The organism is Paenibacillus thiaminolyticus (genome assembly GCF_003591545.1).
GTDB classification, from domain to species: domain Bacteria; phylum Bacillota; class Bacilli; order Paenibacillales; family Paenibacillaceae; genus Paenibacillus_B; species Paenibacillus_B thiaminolyticus_A.
The window spans coordinates 848-15,681 of the sequence record NZ_QYZD01000062.1 but is presented as its reverse complement, the minus strand read 5'-3'; the positions used below and the strand labels follow the sequence as shown (position 1 = coordinate 15,681).

At 52.8% G+C, this 14,834-nt stretch carries 13 protein-coding genes and 1 pseudogene; 8 read left to right on the top strand and 6 right to left on the bottom strand.

Annotation, left to right across the window (positions count from 1 at the left end):
- Positions 1-61 precede the first annotated feature (61 nt).
- The gene (locus DQX05_RS29135; RefSeq protein ID WP_119796734.1) at positions 62-1,426 is read left to right on the top strand and encodes a PTS transporter subunit EIIC; all 1,365 of its coding nucleotides are present in this window, start codon (positions 62-64) and stop codon (positions 1,424-1,426) included.
- A gap of 192 nt (positions 1,427-1,618) precedes the next feature.
- Here the strand turns inward: DQX05_RS29135 and DQX05_RS29130 are convergent, their stop codons facing one another.
- Positions 1,619-2,338: a response regulator transcription factor gene (locus DQX05_RS29130; protein ID WP_119796733.1), complete on the bottom strand. Its 720-nt coding sequence runs from the start codon at positions 2,336-2,338 to the stop codon at positions 1,619-1,621.
- Between the two features lie 142 nt (positions 2,339-2,480).
- Here DQX05_RS29130 and trmL point away from each other — a divergent pair, with 142 nt between their 5' ends.
- Both trmL and DQX05_RS29120 read left to right on the top strand, forming a co-directional pair.
- Positions 2,481-2,948 (top strand): tRNA (uridine(34)/cytosine(34)/5-carboxymethylaminomethyluridine(34)-2'-O)-methyltransferase TrmL, encoded by a 468-nt coding sequence (gene trmL, locus DQX05_RS29125; RefSeq protein WP_119796732.1) that lies wholly within the window; start codon positions 2,481-2,483, stop codon positions 2,946-2,948.
- A gap of 306 nt (positions 2,949-3,254) precedes the next feature.
- Entirely contained in the window at positions 3,255-3,503 is a 249-nt protein-coding gene (locus tag DQX05_RS29120; RefSeq protein WP_006676399.1) for an AbrB/MazE/SpoVT family DNA-binding domain-containing protein, read from the top strand.
- Here the strand turns inward: DQX05_RS29120 and DQX05_RS31235 are convergent.
- Entirely contained in the window at positions 3,500-3,637 is a 138-nt protein-coding gene (locus tag DQX05_RS31235) for a hypothetical protein (protein ID WP_182914955.1), read from the bottom strand. The genes DQX05_RS29120 and DQX05_RS31235 overlap by 4 nt on opposite strands.
- A gap of 93 nt (positions 3,638-3,730) precedes the next feature.
- Between DQX05_RS31235 and DQX05_RS29115 the strand changes: the two genes are divergently transcribed.
- The gene (locus DQX05_RS29115; RefSeq protein WP_119796731.1) at positions 3,731-6,103 is read left to right on the top strand and encodes a fibronectin type III domain-containing protein; all 2,373 of its coding nucleotides are present in this window, start codon (positions 3,731-3,733) and stop codon (positions 6,101-6,103) included.
- 369 nt (positions 6,104-6,472) lie between these two features.
- On the opposite strand, the gene DQX05_RS29110 is transcribed toward DQX05_RS29115, so the two are convergent.
- Together DQX05_RS29110 and DQX05_RS29105 are read right to left on the bottom strand one after the other, a co-directional pair.
- On the bottom strand, positions 6,473-7,534 hold the full coding sequence (locus DQX05_RS29110) for a phosphodiester glycosidase family protein (RefSeq protein WP_119796730.1): 1,062 nt from the start codon (positions 7,532-7,534) through the stop codon (positions 6,473-6,475).
- A gap of 15 nt (positions 7,535-7,549) precedes the next feature.
- Complete coding sequence (locus DQX05_RS29105) at positions 7,550-7,960, bottom strand: hypothetical protein (protein ID WP_119796729.1); 411 nt, start codon at positions 7,958-7,960, stop codon at positions 7,550-7,552.
- 286 nt (positions 7,961-8,246) lie between these two features.
- Here DQX05_RS29105 and DQX05_RS29100 point away from each other — a divergent pair, with 286 nt between their 5' ends.
- Positions 8,247-9,458 (top strand): aminotransferase-like domain-containing protein, encoded by a 1,212-nt coding sequence (locus DQX05_RS29100; RefSeq protein ID WP_119796728.1) that lies wholly within the window; start codon positions 8,247-8,249, stop codon positions 9,456-9,458.
- Between the two features lie 14 nt (positions 9,459-9,472).
- Here DQX05_RS29100 and DQX05_RS29095 read toward each other — a convergent pair whose 3' ends face one another.
- The gene (locus tag DQX05_RS29095; protein WP_182914954.1) at positions 9,473-10,285 is read right to left on the bottom strand and encodes a DUF2161 family putative PD-(D/E)XK-type phosphodiesterase; all 813 of its coding nucleotides are present in this window, start codon (positions 10,283-10,285) and stop codon (positions 9,473-9,475) included.
- Positions 10,286-10,633: 348 nt separating this feature from the next.
- On the opposite strand from DQX05_RS29095, the gene DQX05_RS29090 reads away from it, so the two are divergent.
- On the top strand, positions 10,634-12,529 hold the full coding sequence (locus tag DQX05_RS29090) for a PrkA family serine protein kinase (protein WP_119796726.1): 1,896 nt from the start codon (positions 10,634-10,636) through the stop codon (positions 12,527-12,529).
- Positions 12,530-12,833: 304 nt separating this feature from the next.
- The gene (locus DQX05_RS29085; protein ID WP_119796725.1) at positions 12,834-13,412 is read left to right on the top strand and encodes a DUF2199 domain-containing protein; all 579 of its coding nucleotides are present in this window, start codon (positions 12,834-12,836) and stop codon (positions 13,410-13,412) included.
- Between the two features lie 70 nt (positions 13,413-13,482).
- On the opposite strand, the gene DQX05_RS29080 is transcribed toward DQX05_RS29085, so the two are convergent.
- The gene (locus DQX05_RS29080) at positions 13,483-14,325 is read right to left on the bottom strand and encodes a DUF368 domain-containing protein (RefSeq protein ID WP_119796724.1); all 843 of its coding nucleotides are present in this window, start codon (positions 14,323-14,325) and stop codon (positions 13,483-13,485) included.
- Between the two features lie 205 nt (positions 14,326-14,530).
- On the opposite strand from DQX05_RS29080, the pseudogene DQX05_RS29075 reads away from it, so the two are divergent.
- Positions 14,531-14,834: pseudogene (locus tag DQX05_RS29075) on the top strand (hypothetical protein); the annotation flags it as partial.

The following is a 14,834-nucleotide window of genomic DNA, read 5'->3' as shown; positions in this document are numbered from 1 at the left end:
ATCGTTGGCTTCTATTTTGTTATGGTTAAATTAGGTTTGAAGACACGCTCTAGCTGGTGAAATATATAAGACGGTAGGCGGTAAGAACAATATCGAATCCTTTTTTAATTGTATGACCCGGTTAAGAATTAAGGTAATTGATGAAGAAAAGGTTCATATAGATGCTTTAAAGCAGATTGAAGGCGTGGCAGGAGTGGTGCAAGAGGATACTCTTCAAATCATTATCGGGCCGGGTAAAGTAAATCATGTCCGGGAAGAGCTTGAGAAAATTTATAAAAATGATGGAGAAGAAAATGAAGAAGATATCGATATTAAAGAAATTTCCAAACAAAACAAAGAAAATTTTCGCAAGAAACATAAGAATCCGCTCCAACAATTTATTCGCCGGTTAGCCAATATATTCGTTCCGATTATTCCTGCGCTTGTCGCATGCGGCTTAATTAACGGTATTTCGAAAGCGGTTCCACAAATTTTAAACACGGCACTGGGAATCGATTTTACGCAACATACGTTTATTTTGATTTTACAAGCAATTGGGGGCGTTTTATTTACCTATTTAGCTATTTTGGTAGGTCTTAATACGGCAAAAGAATTTGGGGGAACTCCCGTCCTGGGAGCGATAGCAGGCGGTCTAATCATTAATCCCGCGATTGCAGACATTTCCGTATTCGGAGAAAAGCTCGTTCCAGGCAACGGGGGAATCGTGAGTGTTCTTCTCTCGGTTGCTCTCATGTCCTATATCGAGAAGCAAATCCGAAAAAAAGTGCCGGCTTCTTTAGATATTATTGTTACGCCAACGACCACACTCTTCATTACCGGGTTGTTGACCTATTTCGTTTTTATGCCGGTAGGAGGATTTATTGCCAGGGGGATCACGCAGCTATTAATGGGCTTATTAGATGTTGGCGGAATTGCAGCCGGCTTTATTCTGGGAGCGTCTTTCCTGCCTCTTCTAGCAACCGGATTGCACCAGGGATTTTTTCCTTTTCACTTGGAACTTATTAATCAGACGGGCAATGACCCGCTTTTTACCATTCAGGCTATGGGTGGGGCAGGTCAAGTGGGGGCTGCACTAGCCATCCTCGCTAGAACTAGGAAAAAAACGTTGAAACGAGCGATTCTTGGAGCTTTGCCGGTAGGATTTCTAGGTATTGGAGAACCATTGTTATATGGTGTCACCTTACCATTGGGGCGGCCCTTTTTGACGGCTTGCTTAGGGGCAGGCGTTGGTGGAGCTGTTATCGCCTATTTCCAGGTCGCTTCGATATCGATTGGAGTCGCCGGTTTATCTTTATTTCCGCTTATAGACGGCGGGTTGAATGGAATGTTCGGCTATGCGGCAGGCATTTTGACAGCTTATGGTTGCGGGTTTTTATTTACGTATTTTTTTGGATTTAAAGAAACGCTGGCAGGACAATTTAAGTGACGATGCAGCAAGTCCGGCGGCTCTATCTGCGGTGTTGCGGCTGCCAACTCACGCATCAATGTGAGCCATAGCGTTCCCCGGCGCGGATATAATCGCGATTGAATCGAAGCGATCCGCGCTATTTTTTTGTCACATAAGCGATAAACCCGCTTGTTCCTGAGAACAGCGGGCACGCCTTAACGGTATGGGGGTTTATCCTTCCGCGGCGAGATGGCGCCGGGCCGGCTCGGTCAGCTTATAGCCGACATTGCGGATCGTCATAATATAGTCGGGATTGCGCGCATTCTTTTCCAGCTTGTCGCGCAGATGGCTGATATGGACGTCGACGATACGGGTATCCCCGAGAAAATGATAGTCCCAGACGCCCTGCAGAAGCTGCTGCCGGCTAAGCACTTTGCCGCGGTGCCGGCACAAGAAGACGAGCAGCTCGAATTCCTTCGGCGTCAGCTCGATGGCGCGCTCGTCCAGCTTCACTTCCCGCTGATCGGCCATGACGGTGAGCGGTCCGATCTGATAGACCTGGCCGTCGTCATGAAGCGGCAAGGAACGGATGCGGCGCATGACTGCCTGAATGCGGGAGATCAGCTCCTGCGGAGAGAAGGGCTTCGTCATATAGTCGTCGGCCCCGTTGTTCAGCCCGTCGATCTTATCTCCGACCTCCTGCATGGCGGTCAGCATGATGACCGGCACCATATTGCTCCGCTCGCGCAGCTTGCGGCATACTTCCAGGCCGCTGCTCTTCGGCAGCATCCGGTCCAGCACGATCAGATCGGGCCGGAAGGTGGGAAGCACGTCGAATACCGCTTCCCCATCGTAGACACACATGACCTCGTAACCGGCCAGCTTCAGATTATATTCAATGAGGGTAGAGATGGATGGCTCATCGTCAACGACAAGTATTTTGGAGTTCATAACTTTCCCTCCCATCGATTACATTCTGCTTCTATTATGCAAGGGGAACGTCAGCGCTATATTAAACAAACGTAAACGGGATGTTAAATCGCGATTTTTGGCATGATGTTGTATAATGGGTTCAGAATGTGAGGTGAACAGAATGGCACTGCATATCGTGCTTGTGGAACCGGAAATTCCGGCCAATACCGGCAACATCGCCCGCACCTGTGCCGCGACAGGCACCCACCTGCATCTAGTGCGGCCACTGGGCTTCCGCACGGATGACGCGACGTTGAAGCGTGCCGGTCTGGATTATTGGTACGCTGTCCATATCGAATATCATGATTCGTTCCAAGAGGTGCTGGATCAATACGCGGATTCGCGTTTTTTTTATGCCACGACCAAGGCAGACAAATGCTACAACGATTTCTCGTTCCAGGACGGCGACTTCCTCGTCTTCGGCAAAGAGACGAAAGGGCTGCCCCCCCAGCTGATCGAGGCGAACCGCGAAACATGCATGCGCATGCCGATGACCGACAAGGTCCGATCGCTCAATTTGTCGAATTCGGCGGCGATCATTGTCTACGAAGCGCTGCGCCAGCTCGAGTTTCCCGGCCTGCTCAAATAGGCGGCGGAGGGAAGGCTTGTTCCTGCGTCCGGCAGGGACAGTCTTCGCCGCTGAGTCTATTGTCGCAGAAAATTTGAAGGAAATATGGGACGTTGTGCTTAGACATCGTGCGCCTGGATTGCCCGCCAGCAGCGGAATGCGGCATACTTTCCTGCCAGGGACATATAGACATTAGATGAACAGAATAGATAAAAACGAAATTAATTGACATTTTTCAGCAGGAATTTCGTCTCTAGTAGCGAAGTAATAGAAGCAGAGTTTTCTAAGGGTAATCATGAGGAAGTATATACAAGAGAGGTGGAACAGATGAAACCTGCCGGAGTAGTTCGTAAAGTCGATCAACTGGGACGCATTGTGTTGCCCAAATCATTGAGAAAACGTTACCAGATGAACGAGGGGGATCCTGTCGAAATTTTGGTGCAAGGCGACCATATTATTTTGGAGCGCTACCGTCCGAAGTGCGTATTTTGCGGGTCCATGGATGGAGTCGCTGAATTCAAGGAACGATACATATGTTCTCCATGCATGAATGAGATGACGCATCTCGTTCGCTAGCTAGGCCAAGAAGCATCGCAAGATGCTTCTTTTTTTATATCATTTTTTGGCAAAACCTGTTCATCTGCTACTCCTTCTATAAAGATTCCATGATGATTATTAATAATAATTACATAATTTTTGTATAAAGTCATAAAAACGACAATACCTCAAACCGCTGTAATGTTATATAATGGAACTTGAATTACATATTATTACTTAAAAATTATTTTTTAGGGGGCAGAAAGATGAGATTACACAAAATCGGCTGGTTGTGCATCGTGCTAACGTTGATTGCAAGCTTGATCCATGCCGGACCCGTGAACGCCGCGGCAAGCAAATATACGGGCGGTCTCCTGGACGGAATCCCGCTGCTAACAGGAAGCGCCATAGGGCAGCCTTCGGGCAGTCCGGTAACGCAGCTGACGGATAATAATGCGGGGACGAGATTTGATGTAAACGCTGGTAAACCGGTATGGCATTCTTTTTCCGCACCGTCGGAAATCTCCGCGGTAATTGTTAATCGGTATTCAGGCAGTAATGCCGTAATCGAATTCTATGATGCGGACGACCATCTGTTGTTATCACATCAACCTATCGTGAACGACGGAATTGAATCGCTCCCTGTTCCCGTCACGAATGTGAAGACGGTAGTATTGAAATCGTCCGGCTCCTATTCCACGATTGCGGAGTGGAACGTGTTCACCACGCCTTCGGCGCCTCCTTCCGTTCCCGCCATCAATTGGATTCAGGCTGGCGACAAGACAGTAACGCTCGAATGGGGATCGACAGGGGCGAAATCATACCATGTCAAGCGTGCCACGTCACCGGGCGGACCGTACGCCATGCTGGCTGCGAATGTGAAAGATCCTGCTTATACGGACAAGGCCGTAACGAACGGCATTGCGTATTACTATGTCGTTAGCGCTGTCAATGAGGCAGGAGAGAGCGCCCATTCCGGCGAGAAGAGTATCAGGCCGAACGCCACCAAGTATACTGGTGGTCTGCTCGACGGACTAACGCTGAAGGCAGGTACATCTCTGGCGAATCCGACCGAATCCGTCCGGATATTGACCGATAACAACCCGTCATCGCGTTATGATGTGAACGCTGGCAAATTCGTCTGGCACTCTTTCAACGAACCAATGGAAATCTCCGCCGTCATCATCAATCGGTATTCCGGCAGTGGCGCGGTGATCGAGTTCTATGACGCGAACAATCAATTGCTATTCTCCTATAACCCCGTCGCCAACGATGGAATTGAATCATTGCCTGTTCCCGTTAAAAATGTGAAGACAGCGGTATTAAAAACGACGGGCTCCTATTCTACCATTGCGGAATGGAACTTGTTCGCAACGCCTTCCTTTCCGCCTTCCGTTCCCGCAATCAACTGGATCTACGGTGGCGACCAGACGGTAACGCTCGAGTGGGTATCGACGGGGGCGAAAGCATACCATATCAAGCGGGCAACCTCCCCCGGAGGCCCATACGCCATGCTCGCTTCGAATGTAAAGGGCACTGCTTATACGGATAAGGCCGTCACCAACGGCACCACATACTACTATGTCGTAAGCGCGCTTAACGAAGCAGGAGAGAGCGCCCACTCCGGCGAGAAGAGTATGAGACCGAACGCTACGAAGTACACCGGCGGCCTGCTGGACGGGCGGACGCTCAAGGCAGGAGCTTCACTGGCGAATCCGACTGAATCCGTGCGGGTATTGACGGATAATAATGCGTCTTCGCGCTATGACGTGAACGCTGGCAAATTCGTCTGGCACACCTTTAGTGGGCCAACGGAAATCTCGGCTGTCATTATCAATAGATATTCCGGTAGCAATGCGGTAGTCGAATTGTACGATGCGAGCAACAATCTCTTGCTTTCTTATACACCTGCCGCCAACGATAGCGTGGAAACACTGCCGGAGCCCGTTCAGAATGTGGCAACGGTGGTGCTGAAGTCGACCGGATCGTATTCCACGGTTGCCGAGTGGAACGTGTTCGGGAAGACGACCGGGGTGCCTCCGGCAGAGCCGATTCTATTGAACGGAACGGCAGGAGACGCGAGTGTGACGCTAAGCTGGAATACTATCAATGAGGCAACAGGCTACAACGTGAAACGCTCTGATACGATGGGAGGCCCATACGCAACGCTTGCTACCGTTACATCGAGCACTTACGATTATACCGATACAAGTGTTATGAACGGAACCGTCTACTATTATGTCGTCACGGCTTTATATGAAGCTGAGGAGTTCGCGACATCCAATGAAGTGGCCGTTACGCCGCAGGCGGGGAACAATCCGGGGCCGGGACCTGAAGAACCAGGTCAACCGGGTGAACCGGGAGAGCCAGGAGAACCCGGCGGTACGGGGGATCGGGCTCTGCTCCGGATTACGCTGATTAACGGGGCGGACAAAGAATACGACGTGTCCATGCAAGAAGTAAATGCATTCATCAGCTGGTATGAAGGCCGGGCTGGCGGAACGGGACCAGTCACGTTCACTATCGATAAGCAAGGCAATAATAAAGGCCCGTTCAAGCAGCGCAAGGATGTCATTATCTATGATAAAATTATTACCTTTGAAATTAACTCGTATGAAATTGGGCTAAAAGCGAGCTAGATCCTGTCGAACGAACGAAGCCGCGGCTGAAAATGCCGTGGCTTTTCTTTGGCTTGCGCTAACCAGTGTTCGGCTTGTCCCAGCTACAGAAAAAGCTTCCCTGTGTCCGGGAAGCTTCTTCGCCTTTATAAGCCTGTGGTCTTATCGTCGTTATAACCTGCCGTTAAGATAGCTGTCAAGAACATGGCCATCACGAGCACGATAATCCAGAACGTCATCGTCATGGTACGCCCACCTCCATTGATCTAATCTCATTATAACCAAGACATGCCAAAAAGGAAATGATAAACGTGAAAAATCGCACGGCGCGACGAACGCATTCTGTGGTATTCTAATAGGTTTATTTCGGCCCGTTGCTGCTATACTGTTTTATTTGAAAAATAAAAAGTGAGTCGGCAGCGCCCGAAGCTCTCCGTCCGACGGGTTGTTGACCACCCGGCCGTTGAAGATAAGCGACGAGGAGCCGCCGCCATCGAGATTGTAGGCATCGATGACGCCAAGGTTCGACAGCTTCGCCTGCAGCTCCTCCAGCTTGGCGCCGGAGCTTCCCTTCTCATCATACCCATCCGCGACGAGGATTAATAATTGATCATCCTTATAATTGCCGATAACGGTGCGCGGAGCCCGGGAAGATTGCCATTTCTGCGGTATCGCCAGCTTGCGGCCGTTCTTGAGCAGCGCCGGCACGAAGGTAGCCCCATGCTGCGGCTTCAATGTATCCAATTGCTGCTTTTCCGAAAATTTGCCGCCGATCAGCTTCCCGCCGACATCGAGTCCGACGAACGCCAAGTCTTTGTAGGTCGGCTCGAACGAATTGACATATTCCCCGTCCATGACCGTCGTGCCGAGCGGATAGCGGTTGCCCTTCCCGTCCGCGAACCCGCCGGCATTGATTCCGGCGACAGCACCATAGCGCTTGACGGCCTGCATGGTCGTCTCGGCCCCGCCGTACTTGTCCTTGCCCAGCGTCAGGCGCATGGCGGACGGATCCTTCAGCTTGACCTTCATGGCATAGCCCTGATAGGTCGGCTGGTTAATCCGGTACAATTCGGCCCGCAGCTTATCGCTGTCGATCCGTTCCTTCACGGTGCCAAGCTTGGCCGAGATGCGACGGTCATAGATTTGCTCCGGACGCTTCGCCTGCGTGCCGGCGGTGCTGACGATATCATTCATCGCCTGGGTCGTCTGCTGGTACAGTGTCGACGTCTTCTGTATGGATTCTACCGTGAAGGAGGCCGTATGCTGCGCCTCATCCAAGCTTATGTACAGCTTCTCGTTCTTGTCCGTCCAGCCCGCCGGCTCAGGAGACGGGGACCAGTCCACCTCCGCCGTGACGTGCAGCGTGGAGACCAGCATCCAGATCATCATCCCTATGAACGGGGCGGTAACCAGCATGAACAGCCGGTTTATTTGTTTCACTCGCACATTCATCATATCGCCTCACTGCTATTTCAATAGATCCATTTTTTTCTTCAATTCATTTAACTGCTTCTTCACTTCATTCAATTGGGTGTACAGCTTGTTGCTGTTGTCGGTCTTATCCGACGCATTGTCCTTCGTGAAGGTGAGAAGCTGGTTGAACGTGTCCACCTTGCTCTGCATCTCGTCCAGCTTTTTGTTCATGTCGGCCAGCTGCTGCTCGTAGGACTGCTGTACGGTCTTCAACTGGGCTTCGGTCTGCTTCTGCAAATCTTGCAGCAGAGTCTTTTTCATATGATCACTATAAAAGTAGGTCGCAGTCACGCCAATCCCGATCATGACGACCCAGAACAGAAGGAACCATTTGGCATTCGAACCGCTAGTCTTCGTTCGAGCGCGACGGGTGGTCTCGGGAGTGGAATTCGTGGATGGCTGCATAGTCTAATCACCTCGAATGAAGTCGTATTTCGTCAAAACATTTACTATTCTAGCATGTATTCTATCACTGGGGGATAGAATTTTGCAAAAAACATACAAAATAGACATAGAAATAACAAAAAAATACTAGATTTCCCCCAAGATGCGGAAAAAAAGCTCTGTTCGTTTGAATAATGACGTATGCGCTCACAAGTGACAAGACTGCACTTCTTGCAACGGCTATCCCATTGCATATTACAAGTATTGGGTGTATCATTTTTGAAAAATGGGAAAGGGCGATAGCCGAATGCAATACTCATTCTCTACCCGCGTGTCATCTGTCGAGAGCTCGGCCGTACGCGATATCTTAAAATTAACGCAAGGAAAATCGATTATCTCGTTCGCAGGAGGCCTGCCAGCCGAAGAATACTTCCCGATGGAAGCGATTCGCTACGCGGCAGATCGCGTGCTGCAGCAAAGCCCGCAAGCGCTTCAATACGGCCTGACGGAAGGGACGACCGTGCTGCGGGAGCGTCTGGGAGCCCGTCTCGGATCGCATCGGAACATTCCGGCCGCTGTCGATGAGATTCTGATTACGAGCGGATCGCAGCAGGCGCTGGATCTGTTCGCGCGGGCCATGCTGGATCCGGGGGATACGGTCCTCGTGGAAAATCCGACCTATCTGGCCTGCCTGCAGGTGCTGGGTATGAATCAAGCGAACATCGTCCCGGTGGACAGCGACGACCAAGGCATGATCCCCGAGGATGCGGCGGAGAAGCTGAAGCGGCATAAGCCGAAGTTCGTCTATGTGGTTCCGACGTTCGGTAATCCGACCGGCCGGGTATGGAGCGTCGAGCGGAGACAAGCGCTGCTGAAGCTGTGCCGGGAGCATGGAACGGTCATCCTGGAGGACGACCCGTATGGGGAATTGCGGTTCACTTCAGATCGCGTGCCCAGTATCGCTGCATTGGAGGGCGAGACGGATCATCGTCTCGTCGCCTATACGAGCACGTTCAGCAAGACGGTCGCTCCTGGATTAAGAACCGGGTGGACTGTCGCCGATCGCCAGATTATTGGCATGATGGCGCGGGCGAAGCAATCGTCTGATCTGCATACCAGTGTGCTGGATCAGCTGATTCTGAGCGAGATGCTGCTGCCGGAAGTGTTCAAGCTCGATGATCACATCCATAAATTGTCTTCCATTTACAAGGAAAGAATGGAAACGATGGAAGCGGAGCTGTCCCGAAGCATCTGGAGCAGCTCCGTCTGGAACAAGCCGCAAGGCGGCATGTTCTTCTGGGTGGAACTGCCGGAGGGCCTGGATTCCAAGACGCTGCTGACTTGCGCCGTCGACAAGGGCGTCGCCTTCGTTCCGGGAACGCCATTCTATGCCGGAGAGCCGAAGCGCAACACGATGCGGCTCAACTTCTCCTTCGCGGAGCCGGACGTGATCCGCACGGGCATGGAGCGGCTGAGCGAAGCCGCATCCGAATTCCTCGGCCGCTATGCCGGCGAGTAGCCCCGGGCGGCCTCTCATGTATCGCTCGCCAGCGGCAGGCCGGTGACCTCTGCCGTCCCGGCCCCGGGCTTGTGCCAATCGAGCACGACATGGGCGTAACGCTCCAGCGCCTCACGCCCTTCCCCGGTTAGTGCGTAGACGCCGCGGCTGATGCGCTCGAACCAGCCGTAATAATTGCGCTGCAGGATGGCGGCCGCATCGCCGACGCCGCTGCCGTCCCGTACGGCGGCGGCCCGGAGCGGGCCGTCCGCCAGGCAATGCGCCGCGCGCAGCGCCTTCTCCCGATAAGCCGTCACGAGCGGCAGCTTCGTCGTGCCTCCCACATTGTAATCCCCGCTGCGGGCGCTGAATTCGCGCACGAGCCGGGCCGCTCTCGTCTTCACGGGCCGTGTCTCCATGTAGCTGGCCGCCGAGCCGGCCGGCGTACAGACGATCTCGACGAATGGCGCCTTGCGCTTATAGAACGTTACAAGCAGGAAGCCGATGCCGAGCTTGCCGCACAGCTGGCGCAGGGAAGAGACGGAGTGACCTTTGCCTCCCTTTTTTTTCTCGACTGCGACATACACCTGCGGCGACAGCTTCTGCCGTTCGAGAGCCTGCAGGACAAGCGTCAGATTGAAGGAAGGCTTCAATTCCACAATAATCGGCGGCTCCTCCTGCCCCTCCTCGTCCTCGGGCCGCATCGCGACCAGATCGCAATGGCGCACCTCGCCCCGCACGATATATCCCCTTGCTTCGAAGAATTCTTTCAACGGAGCGTACAGCTCCGATTCCTTCCGAGCCGCCGCTCTGGCCGGCTTTGCTTCATGATGGTCTAAAGCTTCCATGCCCGATACCCCTCTCATCCATCCGAACATTGGCCGACTCGCATGTTCCGGTCGCTTCCTGCGCTATTGGCATCCGCGGATCGTTAATAACACGAGTATAACACGAGCGGAGCGGGCTTGCTTTTCTCCAATTTGGTCTGCAAATTATCGTGCTAATCATCCGTCCGGGCCGCATAAGTATGTATTACACTTTGTTCACGCATCCGCTCCAGCAGGGCCGAGAAAGCCCGCGAGGCGCGGCCAGTCTGTAAGAAGCATGAGCAATCGTTGAGAAACGTGCATACCGTATACGAAGCGAACGGCGATGAAGGGCTGTGTTGCAAATCGGGAGCAATGGAGGTATAGAGTATGGATATTTTCAAGCGGATTTCGGAGCACCGCGCCGAGAGCGAACGATTGGCCTGGACTGGTACCTTTAAAGAATATGTGGAATTGCTGCGTCGAGATCCGACACCGGCGATGACGGCTCATGCACGCGTGTATGAGATGATTGCGTCACACGGCGTCGAGGAGGCTGACGGGCATAAGCGATATGCCTTCTTCGAGAAGGAAATCTTCGGTCTGGACCGTGCCGTTCACAAGCTGGTCGAGGAGTATTTCCATTCTGCAGCCAAACGTCTTGATGTGCGCAAGCGCATCCTGCTGCTGATGGGTCCAGTGAGCGGCGGCAAATCAACGTTGGTGACCATGCTGAAGCGGGGCTTGGAGCAATTCTCGCGCACGGAGAAGGGAGCCGTCTATGCGATCAAAGGCTGCCCGATGCATGAGGAGCCTCTGCACCTGATTCCGAATGAGCTGAGAGCTGAAGTGGAGCAAGAGCTGGGCGTACGCATCGAGGGCAATCTGTGCCCTGCGTGCCAGATGCGGCTCCGCACCGAATATGGGAACGACATTGAGCGAGTACCGGTCGAACGCGTGCTGATCTCCGAGGAGAACCGCATCGGCATCGGCACCTTCAGTCCGTCCGATCCGAAGTCCCAGGATATCGCGGATTTGACCGGAAGCATTGATTTCTCGACGATAACGGAATACGGATCGGAGTCCGACCCGCGGGCATACCGCTTCGACGGGGAGTTGAACAAGGCGAACCGCGGCTTGATGGAGTTCCAGGAGATGCTCAAATGCGACGAGAAATTCCTCTGGAATCTGTTGTCTCTTACCCAGGAGGGCAATTTCAAGGCGGGAAGATTTGCGTTGATCAGTGCGGATGAACTAATCGTGGCCCATACGAACGAATCGGAGTACAAGGCCTTCATTGCCAACAAAAAAAATGAAGCGCTTCAGTCCCGGATGATCGTGATGCCGATACCGTACAATCTTAAAGTGTCCGAGGAAGAAAAAATATATGCCAAGCTGATTAACCAGAGCGACATGAAGCATGTTCACATCTCGCCGCATGCGCTGCGGGCCGCCGCTATCTTCTCCATTCTGACCCGGCTCAAGGAGTCGAAGAAGCAGGGCATGGATCTGGTCAAAAAGATGCGCATGTACGACGGTGAAGAGGTAGAGGGCTATAAAGAGAATGATTTGAAGGAAATGCAGAGCGAATTTTCCGAGGAAGGGATGTCGGGGGTTGACCCGCGCTATGTCATTAACCGGATATCGAGCGCCTTAATCAAGCAGGATCTGCAATGCATCAACGCGTTGGATGTGTTGCGGGCGTTGAAGGACGGTCTGGATCAGCATGCTTCGATTACAAAGGAGGAGCGGGAGCGGTACCTCAATTACATCTCGGTGGCACGCAAGGAATACGACAATCTGGCGAAGAAGGAAGTGCAGAAAGCGTTCGTCTACTCCTTCGAGGAGTCGGCGAAGACGCTGTTCGAGAATTATCTTGATAACATCGAAGCCTTCTGCAATTGGAAAAAAATTCGCGATCCGCTTACCGATGAGGAGATGGATCCGGATGAGCGGCTGATGCGCTCGATCGAGGAGCAAATCGGCGTATCGGAAAACGCAAAGAAGGCATTCCGCGAGGAAATTTTGATCCGCTTGTCCTCGTATTCCCGCAAAGGACGCAAGTTCGATTACAACAGCCACGAACGGCTGCGGGAAGCGGTCGAGAAGAAGCTGTTCGCTGATTTGAAGGATATCGTGAAAATTACGACCTCGACGAAGACGCCGGACGAGAATCAATTGAAGCGCATCAACGAGGTGTCCGCCCGGTTAATGGAGGAGCACGGCTATTGCCCGGTCTGCGCGAACGAACTGCTGCGTTATGTGGGCAGCCTATTGAACCGCTAAGCGGATGGAAACGAATAGGGGCATGAAGCAAACCTGCAAGCGAACGGCTTGCAGGTTTTTTTGAGGATGGGTCTAATTGAGATGAAATCCCATTTTGAAATCAAAAAGAGAGATAGTATCAGCGTACCGTTTTAAGCCAGATGCATGGAGTTACGTGTAATTCCTGAGAATATTCGACATAATTCGAAATATTTATGTTGATTCATGTTGATTTATGTTGATTTTTGTTACAAAATGTTCACAATCTCCCTCTTTCAATCTTCCAGAATTTGCGTAAATTATTAGTGGAGGGAGAGATACAGAGATGAGAATGATTGATGATGTGAACGGTAACTCGAGTTCGCCCGGCGTCGGGAGGAGACGGCGCCATCGCATCCGGCTGCGCAAGCCGGAGAAGAAGCTTACTTTCGGGGTATATACGGATTGTTCGGCTCCATTCTATGTGACGGAGATCGAGCCCTGGGAGCGGGAGGAGCGCTGCCGCTTCATGGGCGGCGAGATCGTCATGGACGGCCGTTATCATTATGTACGCGGAAGCCTGAGCGTCCCGTACGGCAATGGCCGCGGACATATCCGCTGGGAAGTATGGGTGGAGATCCGCCCCGATAACGCCGCAGGCTCATCCAAGTTCGAGCGCGGGGCACACCCGATCGGGAATGCGCCACTGGAAGGGCGGCTGTCTTCCGCGATTCCCGGCTATCCGGATACGTTGACGCTGGCTGTCAGCGTGCATTGTCAGGGCAGAGGGTCCTTGCCCGAGGTCCGCATTCACGACATGGAGCATCTCCTGGGCAGAGAGCAGCGGGAAGGGGTAACCTTCCAGCGGTGGCTGGAGCTCCGCCCGCTGCATGCAGAATATCATCGCTACACCGACGCCAAATAATCTCACATCATCTACGATCTACTTCATATATGCGGAAGAAGGCACTGGCCGTGGCGGCCGGTGCCTTCTGTTATTGGGAGGTGATTTTTGCTTCTATTTTTTGCGTCGGGCGCTGCCCCAGAAGGAATGCCACGGCGAATCCGGCTGCCAGCGTAACGATGCTGATGATGAGCATCATCGCCGATCCGTTCAACCCGGGGTATACGACAACGAGCGAGCCGACGACCATCCCGAGGACTAATGCGTGCATCACGGCCGGGAAGCGGGCGAGCAGCATGCGGATGAACTTGCTGCTGACGATAAAGCCGACGATTACTCCGCTCCCGATGATGGCGATCAACGGAATATCGAGGGTGGAGAGCGCGTGAATCGCCGTTGGATAGGCTCCGAGCAGCAGCAGTACGAAGGAGCCGCTGATGCCCGGCAGAATCATGGCCATGCTTCCGAGCCATCCGGCCAGAAATAAGAAAACGCCGGATGAGGCAGTCAATTCAATAACGGGAGCCTGTCCGTCGGGCCGGAGGAAAGCGGTGGCCGCTACGGCTGCCCCTGCGGCAATCGCCAATAAATAGTGGACGGCGTTGAAGGATCGGGAGACGTCCGCTTCTTTCCACAGAAAAGGTAGTATGCCGACAATTAATCCCATGAAGAAAAAGAACGTCGGCTGGGGATGCTCTGCCAACAGCCATTTAATCAAGTGGCTGAGCAGCAGCAGCGAGCCCCCGATCCCGATTCCCAACGGAATGAGAAAGCCTAAATGCTTTTTCCATTCCCTGCTGAAAAACCCGCTTATGGCGGCGATGAGGCGCTCGTACATCCCGAGGACGAGAGCGATTGTTCCGCCGCTGACGCCAGGAATGAGATCGCTGGCGCCAATCAGAATTCCACGAAAGATATTTTTCCACTCAAACATTGATAAGCTCCTTTACATTTCGATAAGTCCAAAACAAGCCATATCCATTGTACAATCAATTGCCGCGAGAGTCCAAAGGCTTACTTGTCCATGCAGCAACAATTTAAAAAGGAAAATGCATAAACCTCCTGCCTGTCTATCCATAATAATGGCGAGTGCTGAGCGCAGGTTCGGCCCATTTCATATCCTACAAGGAGGCTAAGGCATGACTTTTCAACCATTACGACCTCAAAGTCAAGCGCCGTCATCCGGAGCCGGTCTGTCCGGCGGCATCGTGGCGAGCACGTACAGCGGCAACAGCTCCGGCCCATCCGGCAGCACAGCGAATCAAGGCGCATACAGCAGCTTCAGCGGTCAAGGAAGCTATGCGCCATCGGGCAGCCATGGTATGGCTGGCAGCGGTATGTCCGGCGGCATCGTGCAAAGCACGTATAGCGGCAACAGCTCCGGCCCGTCCGGCAGCACAGCGAATCAAGGCGCATACAGCAGCTTCAGCGGTCAAGGAAGCT

Excerpts from the sequence above, each read along its gene's own strand:
- DQX05_RS29130 (WP_119796733.1), bottom strand. The coding sequence starts at position 2,338 with ATGAACTCCAAAATACTTGTCGTTGACGATGAGCCATCCATCTCTACC.
- trmL (WP_119796732.1), top strand. The coding sequence starts at position 2,481 with ATGGCACTGCATATCGTGCTTGTGGAACCGGAAATTCCGGCCAATACC.
- DQX05_RS29120 (WP_006676399.1), top strand. The coding sequence starts at position 3,255 with ATGAAACCTGCCGGAGTAGTTCGTAAAGTCGATCAACTGGGACGCATT.
- DQX05_RS31235 (WP_182914955.1), bottom strand. The coding sequence starts at position 3,637 with ATGACTTTATACAAAAATTATGTAATTATTATTAATAATCATCATGGA.
- DQX05_RS29115 (WP_119796731.1), top strand. The coding sequence starts at position 3,731 with ATGAGATTACACAAAATCGGCTGGTTGTGCATCGTGCTAACGTTGATT.
- DQX05_RS29110 (WP_119796730.1), bottom strand. The coding sequence starts at position 7,534 with ATGAATGTGCGAGTGAAACAAATAAACCGGCTGTTCATGCTGGTTACC.
- DQX05_RS29105 (WP_119796729.1), bottom strand. The coding sequence starts at position 7,960 with ATGCAGCCATCCACGAATTCCACTCCCGAGACCACCCGTCGCGCTCGA.
- DQX05_RS29100 (WP_119796728.1), top strand. The coding sequence starts at position 8,247 with ATGCAATACTCATTCTCTACCCGCGTGTCATCTGTCGAGAGCTCGGCC.
- DQX05_RS29095 (WP_182914954.1), bottom strand. The coding sequence starts at position 10,285 with ATGGAAGCTTTAGACCATCATGAAGCAAAGCCGGCCAGAGCGGCGGCT.
- DQX05_RS29090 (WP_119796726.1), top strand. The coding sequence starts at position 10,634 with ATGGATATTTTCAAGCGGATTTCGGAGCACCGCGCCGAGAGCGAACGA.
- DQX05_RS29085 (WP_119796725.1), top strand. The coding sequence starts at position 12,834 with ATGAGAATGATTGATGATGTGAACGGTAACTCGAGTTCGCCCGGCGTC.
- DQX05_RS29080 (WP_119796724.1), bottom strand. The coding sequence starts at position 14,325 with ATGTTTGAGTGGAAAAATATCTTTCGTGGAATTCTGATTGGCGCCAGC.